Origin of the sequence: Streptomyces corchorusii, assembly GCF_001514055.1 — a bacterium.
Taxonomy (GTDB): domain Bacteria; phylum Actinomycetota; class Actinomycetes; order Streptomycetales; family Streptomycetaceae; genus Streptomyces; species Streptomyces olivaceoviridis.
Genome location: NZ_KQ948365.1, coordinates 29,948 through 37,539, shown reverse-complemented (window position 1 = coordinate 37,539; position 7,592 = coordinate 29,948). Strand labels below are relative to the sequence as shown.

Genomic DNA, 7,592 nt, shown 5'->3' with positions numbered 1-7,592 from the left:
AAACATGGGGTGTGATCGAGTCGGTGAGACCTGGTGCGGAGACGGCTGCGGCCACGGGTGATCATCGTGAGGTGTGTGGACTTGACGATGAAGCGGTGCCCGCAGTCCACAGCGTAGTGCCTGCCCGCTGGCGGGCGATGTTCGAGGTCCTGATGGAGCGGATCGCGGGACAATTCGGCCGGGTCGAACCCCGGCTTCGAGCCCGGCAGTTGCTGCTCGGGTTGTTGGCGGACCTGCCGCGCAAGAACTGCTGGACGATCGCCGAGCACACCGGGGACGCCACCCCCGACGGCCTGCAGCACCTGCTCGGTCGCGCCAAATGGGACGCCGACCTCGTCCGGGACGACCTGCGCGCGTTCGTGCTGGAGCACCTGGCCGACGACCAGGCCGTGCTGGTGATGGACGAGACCGGCGACCTGAAGAAGGGCACCCGCACCGTTGGCGTCCAGCGCCAGTACACCGGCACCGCCGGGCGGATCGAGAACGCCCAGGTCGCCGTCCACCTCACCTACACCTCCCGCCACGGACACGCCGCCATCGATCGCGCGCTCTACCTGCCCAAGTCCTGGACGAGCGACCCGGACCGCTGTGGCCAGGCCGCCGTCCCCGACGACGTCAACTTCGCCACCAAGCCGCAGCTCGCCCGACAGATGATCGAGCGCACCCTGGACGCGGGAGTTGCGGCCGCATGGGCGGCCGGCGACGAGGTCTACGGCGACAACCCGCACCTGCGCGCCGCCCTGGAGCGGCGGCAGCTCGGCTACGTGCTCGCGGTCTCCAGCACCCACCGCCTCCCCGCCCCGGCCGGAGACCAGCGCGCCGACCACCTGGCCAAGAAGATCCCCAAGCGGGCCTGGCAGAAGCTGTCCGCCGGACGCGGTGCGAAGGGCCACCGCTGGTACGACTGGGCCCAGATCGCCATCACCGCCCCCGGCCTCCAGGACCTTGCCGCGGTGCGGGGCCGGCTGCTGCTCGTGGTCGCTCATGCCTCCAGGGACCACGGATCGCCTGTGGACAGACACGTGCGTCGACGTAGGTCGTGGGTGCTGCCAGCGTCGGTGTGACGACGCATCGCAGTTGGCAAATCAGCACGCTTGTTGGCAAACGACGCTGAGGATGCTCTGTGGTTACTCTGCGGAGCTGTCCTGTCACAGGGCCGACTCCGTGTCCGCGTGGACGCCGAGGTCGGCCATCGTGGCCAGGTAGGCGTCGCGGAGCCGGTTGTACCAGCCGTCCAGGTAGCGGCCGTTCTCGTACCGGACGTAGGCCTCGATCGGCTGCACCTCGTAGCCGAGCTCCACCGCGTAGGCGACGGTGGGGGTGGCGTACCAGGCCGGGCCTTCGGGGCGCTCGCCCTTCGGCGTGAACGGGCTGGGCAGCAGGCTGCCGTCCAGCTCGACCCATTTGTCCTTGCCGACCTTCACCCGCGACAGGTCGACATGAGACAGATCGACCAGCCAGGAGCCGGGCAGCTTGGGGTCGAATACCGGGTTCTTGACGTGGGTGGGTGCGCCGAGGCCTACGACGAGGCCGTTGGCGCCGGCGGCGAAGGCCATGTTCACGTCGATGCCGACCAGGTGCCGCAGCGTGCACTCGGCATCCGTCATCGGCCGCGCCCAGTCGTATGCCTCCTCGAACAGCTTCTCCGCCGGGCCGCGGACGTGGAAGCGCGGCAGGTCCGCCAGGACCGGGTGTCCGTCGGGTGCCTCGCACGCGCAAGGTCCGCTGGCGGAAGCTGCCCGGCCTCGCCCCAGTGGCGGGAGTCGAGCGCGTGCCAGGACGGGATGCGCAGCTGCACGCAAGCGCGCTCCGAGCCCTTGGCCGGACGGTAGATCCGCGCCCACGGCCCGAGCCCGCGCTTCGTCAGCTTCCACTCCGCACGCGCCAGCTGCTTGACAACCTTGTGGCCCTCAGGGAGTCGCCCGGCCAGCCGCTCCTCATCAGTGAGGGCGACGGGGAGCCCGTAGCGCTCCAGCGCAGACTCGGTGAGAACGAGCAGCGGGTCGGCGTCCTTGCCCGGGCCGGACAGCTTCGGCTGCCCCAGCTTCGCCTCCTTGAGCGTCCACTCCACCAGGGACGGCAGGGACTTGGCGGGCACGTCCAGGACCAGGCCGCCAGTGCAGTACGCCAGCACCTGCCCGTCCGCGTCGGCGTCGACGACCGCCAGCGGCCCGTTCTCGAACCGCGGATCGGTGCCGCCCGCCGGAGTGCCGGCCGGGGCCGCCTTCTTCGCACCCGGACGGCGCGACGTCGACGACGTCCTGGTGGTGCGCGTTGGGCGGGTCGCGACGGCCGGAGCAGCGGCGACAGGGGCAGGGGTCTGGGTGTTCTCGGTGGCAGCCATGGCCGCAGCCTCGAAGGCCGGGCTTGTGGACGGAGTCCGCGCTGTGAACGGGGAGGGCACCGGGTCCGAGGCGGCGGCGGGCGCGGGGTAGAGCTCCGCGAGCTGGTTCAGCAGCCGCGCGTACGCCTCACGCTCCGGGCCGCGGGGCTCGGTCGGCTTCTTCAGCGACTCCCAGCCGGACACCGTCGCCCGGCGCACCTTCAGCGCGGCGGCCACTTCGTTCAGCGTCAGCCCGTGGGCCTGGCGCAGCCGCTTGCGCTTCGGTCGGCTGCGGCCGAGAGGGCCCCAGGGAAGGGCTGGAAACCATCGCGTCACGCGAATTCTTTCTGGGGAGATTCGAGCGGTCGCATGCTCTGAGTAGCCAGGGGGTCACGTGGGGTGGAAAGACGCGTTTCGCGACGCCATGAAGGAACTGGAGGCGATACGACAGCAACTCGCCCATCTCGATCGTCTCGATGACCCGACGGTCGGGCTAACCGCGCTGCACGGTGACGTCACGCAGAGTCGCCTGAAGATCCTCGAAAAGATCGAAGGGGGCAGCACCGGACTGCGCGAGGAGAACCGGGAGGTCCGTCGCCGCCAGGACCGGATGATCAACGACCTGAACGAGACACGGAGCGAGCTTCGGCAGCTACTGGACCTTGCCGACCTTCTGCGTCCCCTCGTGCCGCCCGAGGGGACAGGTGACCCGACCGGCGAGGGCACGCAAACCCCTCCCGAGAGGACTACGCAGCCGCCCGAACCCGAGGCTGGCTACGGCTCATCCGCCGGTGCCGAAGGTCATCCGCGCGTCTCAACCCACACCGACTCCCAGGGGGGAACCATGGAGAACACCGGGCACCGGCCGCAGCTCGCAACCGGCGAGGACCAGGACCTCGCGCTGAAGAGTGCCATCGAGGCCGCCTACCAGGGCACCGGCACCTCCGCTGGCCAACCCTGGGCTGCCACGCCGCAGGCCTCCGCCGGCGCGGAGGACCCGCGGATCGCCCACGGCGTCCTGCTGCTGAAGGCCGCCGGTGTGGCCTCCGCCGAACTGATCGCGCACCGCGACACTTGGGAGTGGCTCGCTGCCCTGGCCGTCGACCGCAGCCACTTCCGCACCCCGCCCTCGGTCGAGGACATCAAGGAAGGCCGCGTCCAGACCGTCCTGTCCGGACGCTCCCTCATCGCCCTGCTCATCGAGCTGTGGAACACCCGCTCCACCGCCACCCCGCTGGAGGGCGACTGGGCCATGGCCCGTGACCTCCTACAACCGCATCGCAGCCAAACTCACCGACCTCACCGGACAAGGCGAGACCATCCGCATCATCCTGGACGACGGTTTCTCCCACGACGCCGGCGACTGACCGGCATCCCACCGACAAGCAGACGACGGCCGCCCGGAACGATCCGGGCGGCCGTCCTGATCCGCGAGCTTCGGGGCCGCCGCCACGGCGGGACGCGGGTGGTCACCTTCGGCGAAAGCTCTGATGCCGATATCCGGTTGCTGTCCGCCGTCCCGGCGGCTGTAGAGCCCCCACAATCCTTCTCGAAATGGTGTGCCTCCGCTACGGTCAAGGAAGTCGGGCAGAGGGGGCGCGGTGGAACCGGGGCTGGACGCACGTACGTTTGGTGAGACTGTTGCTGCGGCCGCGTTATCGGACCGGTGGTTGGAGCGGCGCGAGTCGTTCGCCTCGCAGCTTGCAGCTCTGTCGAGTGACGAGCATGGGCCTGACTACTGGGAGAGTCAGCTGGAGGAGACCCGCCAGTTCGCCCTCAGCTCGGGATCGCCGAACAACATGTTGAGCGACTTGGCGCGGTACTGGGCAGGAAAATTTGCCGCTTTCCAGAAGCAGATCGAGATCCCTAGGCGTCATTACGCCCAACAGCTGCTGGACGAACCAGCGAGCACAGAACCGCTAACACCGCCCATTGCGTTTGTTGATGACGATCCCCCTCTTACGTTCGATGAAGACGACGCGGGACCGGCAGCGGACACACTGAATCACGTGCTAGCCAGGTTGTTTCTGCGCCTCGGGCCTCCACCAGCACCTGTTCGCAGAGATTTCGCTCCCGTCGGTGGAGGCGATGGAGGGGTGCAGGCGTGAGCCTTGGAGAACCCCTTCCGGCGCGTCGTGACGACGACCCCTTCATGAACGCCGCCATGGGCATTGCTGCGCGGTGGGGAGAGGTCCTTGGCCCGGAGAAGCTCGAGGTGGCGCTGAAGGCATTGGAGCCGGAGCTAAAGCGTGAGCACCAGTTCCGGCTGCGGCGCCTTGAGGCGAAGGAGGCAGAAGCGGAGCGGCAGGCAGCGGCCGCTCAAGCCGAAGCCGAACGCGCCGCACGTGAAGTCATCGAAAAACGCCATCATATGCACCGGATTGCAACGCTCGTCGCTGGCATGGTCGCATCCCTGACGATGCTTGGCGGAGGCCTCTACATCGCTCCACACAACGCCTGGCTGGCGGCCGGCCTGTGCGGACCGAGCCTGCTCGCGTTGGTGAAGATCTTCGTCCTTCAGCGCAGCGACGACGGCGACATGCGCGCTGCGGAGCGGACTGCGCGGGATGCAGCGAATGCCGCATCAGCTTCGTCTGCTGGGCCTCCTGTGGTCTGACAATCCCTTCCCGCCCGACGCCGCCCGGCAGCCGGGCGCCGCGCCCTCGGGGCCGGCCCCACCGAGCAGCGTGCCCGCGACGCCTACAGCACGGTGCTGCGCAGCGCGCGACGGTCACCGGATATCGCGTAGCGGCGGGCGGCCAGGCCGCGGTCGAGGGGTCCGCCAATCTCCTCGCACAGCAGGGCGAGGGACGTCGGCGGCGGCCGTGTCGGAGAGGTAGGCCGGGGCGACTTCGAGCATCAGCTCACCAATCGCATAGGTGTTGGCGTAGAGACTGTCGGCGACGCGGCGCAGCTCGGTGATGACCAGGTCCGCCGACTCACCGGCAGGCGACGGCGGGGGCGGCGGGGTCGGGGCGGACGTCGCGGACAGCCTGGCGGACCACTGCCCGCACGGCGGGCTCACCAAGAGCCGCCGGACGTCGTGGCCGAGCGCGGTGAGACGGCGGGTGATCAGCTCCGCGCCGTCGCCGCCGCGGGCGGAGACGGCGAACAGGGCCCGCTGGGACAGGCCGTAGTCGAGCACGGCCGCGGCCTCCGGGCCGGTGTCCCGCGTGCGAGACTCCCCGGTGCCGGCGGTGACCGCGCCGTGGATCACGGCCAGGGCACGGTCAACGTCCAGGAGCCGGTACGCCTGCGCCCGGGAGATACCGAACTCCGCGGCGCAGTACGCCCCCCACGAGGCGCACCCGAGCGGCACCCAGACCCGGGCGGCATGCGCGTCACACACCCGGACGGCGAGCACCGCCACCGAGCGCCAGCATCGTCCATCGCCTCCCGCAGCCCAGCCGTCACCTCCAGGGCCCGCGCCACGCTGAGCGGCACCCTCACCGGACCGGAGCCGTGCTCCTGGTCCTCGCCGCGCTCACCCACACCACCATCGTCCTCCGCACCACCCGACCCCACCAGGGCTCGACCGGAGAGCTTCCCGCCGCGCGATGATCAGGTGATGACAGACCACCGCCCGCTGGGCACCGGACCCGCCACCGCCGAGACGTCCCGCACCCAGGACACCGACCCGCCGGCGACGCGCGCCCCGCTCGCCGCCGAACGCCTCCCGGCCGCCCCGGCCGCCACCGACCACAAGCCGCGCCCGTCCGGGCGCCGCGCACTCGGCTTCGGCCCCGCCTCCCCCGGGCAGTGACCGCACGGCGGGACCACGCCCACCGGCGGCCGCGGCGGGCGGAGTCAGTCTTCGCGGCGGTGAGGGTGGTCTGCGGGCCAGGACCAGCCCGCTGGCTCATTTCAGAATTTTGGAATGAGCCGGTACGAACGGATATGCCGCCCAGCAACTACCGCTGCCACGTCCGCCGTAGCCGAGTAGACGCAACCGCAAGTAAGTGTGGACTCTCTGCTAGCGCCACGCTGTCGGTTGCCCGGCAGGCTGAGAGGGCGACGCCGATACGGGGATCGGCGTCGAACCGACTGATGAGGAGGGATTGGTTTGGCACGGACGGAGAGGGACAGCACGGTGGCGTCATCCGTGTCGGGCGGAGCTTCGCGCTCGCGCCGGTGGAAGCGCGCAGCTGCCGTCACGGTGAGTGGCACGCTCCTGGCCGCCGCCGCACCGCTGCTCATGGCCAGTCCGGCGCAGGCATGGTCATGGGATTGCCAGCAGTATCTGCGGAAAATGGGCTATCACGTGCCTATCGGAGGAAAAGCCTATAAGAGTTGCAACTACGCCGAGGAGTGGTATGTGGACCACGACCCGGTCTTGCTCTTCTACTGCCGGGCGGGCTTGGAGGACCTCGACGTGAAGCACAGCTACGCGGTAACGGCCTGTAAGAAGGGCGCCAATCTCCTCTGAACGACATCAAGGGCTGGAGCGGCGCCATTGAGGTGCTTATTCGATATGGGTTACGGCGGGCACGATAGGTGCCCTGCCTGTACGCAGGCCCGTCGAACCCAGAATGGTCGCCCCGCCGGTGGACGTGGGCGCCGTCCGCGCCCGGCCGCTCGGTTCCCACCACTGGGCGACGCCGACCGATACCTCCGCGGCCGTGGTCTTCTCGATGGCCGTTACTGGACTCCTCCCGCCGCGGACGTGGCCCTGGCTCTGTGTTGGATGAACGCCGGCGCCCTTTGAACCGTCGCGGACCGCGTTACGCCGTGGTCCGCAGTTCAGCGGGCTGGACGGCGGCCGCCATCGCGGTCTGGCGGGCGGCGCGTTCGGCTCGGGCTCGGCGCAGGGCGGCGGCTTCGGTGGCTGCGGCCCGGCGGCGGCGCTGGGCCCTGGCGGCTTCCATGGGGCTGGGCTGGTCGGCGGGGTCCGGGTCGGGGAAGTCGCGTCGACCAAGACCGTGTCCTATGTGGCGGTAGTTCGTTGGTCAGGTCATGGGGCGGGATACGTGGAGTTGGATTGTTCCGGATGGGCTGTGGGAGATCGCGAAGCCGCTGATCCCTCCATCAAGGGTGCGTCCGCAGGGCGGGGGAACACAGGACACGCCTGATGAGACGCTGTTCGCCGCCATTATCTACGTGTTGGTCAGCGGCTGCGCCTGGCGGGCTTTGCCGCCGTGCTTCGGGGTGTCGAAGTCGACCGCTCACGGCCGGTTCCTGATCTGGTCGAGAGCTGGTGTCTGGGGCCGACTGCACGAGGCCGTGCTGCACCGGCTCGACGACGCCGGCCTCGTCGACGTCACCCGCGTCG

General features: G+C 69.7%; 8 protein-coding genes and 1 pseudogene. 6 read left to right on the top strand and 3 right to left on the bottom strand.

Annotated features, from left to right (window positions below; all coding sequences use genetic code 11):
- Nucleotides 1–152 precede the first annotated feature (152 nt).
- Nucleotides 153–1,064, top strand: coding sequence for an IS701 family transposase (locus AQJ11_RS32840; RefSeq protein ID WP_398781515.1), 912 nt, complete (start codon nt 153–155; stop codon nt 1,062–1,064).
- A 90-nt stretch (nt 1,065–1,154) separates the two neighbouring features.
- Here AQJ11_RS32840 and AQJ11_RS32835 read toward each other — a convergent pair.
- Nucleotides 1,155–2,605 (bottom strand): annotated as a pseudogene (locus tag AQJ11_RS32835) (helix-turn-helix domain-containing protein); the annotation flags it as partial.
- 112 nt (nt 2,606–2,717) lie between these two features.
- Between AQJ11_RS32835 and AQJ11_RS32830 the strand changes: the two are divergent.
- Together AQJ11_RS32830 and AQJ11_RS46720 are read left to right on the top strand one after the other, a co-directional pair.
- A complete protein-coding gene (locus tag AQJ11_RS32830; RefSeq protein ID WP_244218450.1) occupies nt 2,718–3,959 on the top strand; it encodes a hypothetical protein in 1,242 nt (413 codons plus the stop codon).
- A 468-nt stretch (nt 3,960–4,427) separates the two neighbouring features.
- Complete coding sequence (locus tag AQJ11_RS46720) at nt 4,428–4,940, top strand: hypothetical protein (protein WP_244218449.1); 513 nt, start codon at nt 4,428–4,430, stop codon at nt 4,938–4,940.
- 114 nt (nt 4,941–5,054) lie between these two features.
- On the opposite strand, the gene AQJ11_RS50475 is transcribed toward AQJ11_RS46720, so the two are convergent.
- Nucleotides 5,055–5,693, bottom strand: a complete 639-nt coding sequence (locus AQJ11_RS50475) for a hypothetical protein (RefSeq protein ID WP_208616682.1) — start codon at nt 5,691–5,693, stop codon at nt 5,055–5,057.
- Nucleotides 5,694–5,891: 198 nt separating this feature from the next.
- Between AQJ11_RS50475 and AQJ11_RS32820 the strand changes: the two genes are divergently transcribed.
- Both AQJ11_RS32820 and AQJ11_RS49375 read left to right on the top strand, forming a co-directional pair.
- Nucleotides 5,892–6,086 carry a hypothetical protein gene (locus tag AQJ11_RS32820; RefSeq protein ID WP_059265598.1) on the top strand — a complete coding sequence of 65 codons (195 nt, stop codon included), beginning with the start codon at nt 5,892–5,894 and terminating at the stop codon, nt 6,084–6,086.
- Between the two features lie 327 nt (nt 6,087–6,413).
- Entirely contained in the window at nt 6,414–6,749 is a 336-nt protein-coding gene (locus AQJ11_RS49375; RefSeq protein WP_159061712.1) for a hypothetical protein, read from the top strand.
- Between the two features lie 295 nt (nt 6,750–7,044).
- On the opposite strand, the gene AQJ11_RS46715 is transcribed toward AQJ11_RS49375, so the two are convergent.
- Nucleotides 7,045–7,188 (bottom strand): hypothetical protein, encoded by a 144-nt coding sequence (locus AQJ11_RS46715; RefSeq protein WP_208616671.1) that lies wholly within the window; start codon nt 7,186–7,188, stop codon nt 7,045–7,047.
- Between the two features lie 88 nt (nt 7,189–7,276).
- Between AQJ11_RS46715 and AQJ11_RS32815 the strand changes: the two genes are divergently transcribed.
- On the top strand, nt 7,277–7,592 hold a 316-nt coding region (locus tag AQJ11_RS32815), incomplete at its 3' end, for a transposase (protein WP_159061711.1).

Bases quoted from the DNA above. Each gene is read 5' to 3' on its own strand.
- AQJ11_RS32820 (WP_059265598.1), top strand. From the start codon at position 5,892: ATGACAGACCACCGCCCGCTGGGCACCGGACCCGCCACCGCCGAGACG.
- AQJ11_RS32840 (WP_398781515.1), top strand. From the start codon at position 153: ATGGAGCGGATCGCGGGACAATTCGGCCGGGTCGAACCCCGGCTTCGA.
- AQJ11_RS46715 (WP_208616671.1), bottom strand. From the start codon at position 7,188: ATGGAAGCCGCCAGGGCCCAGCGCCGCCGCCGGGCCGCAGCCACCGAA.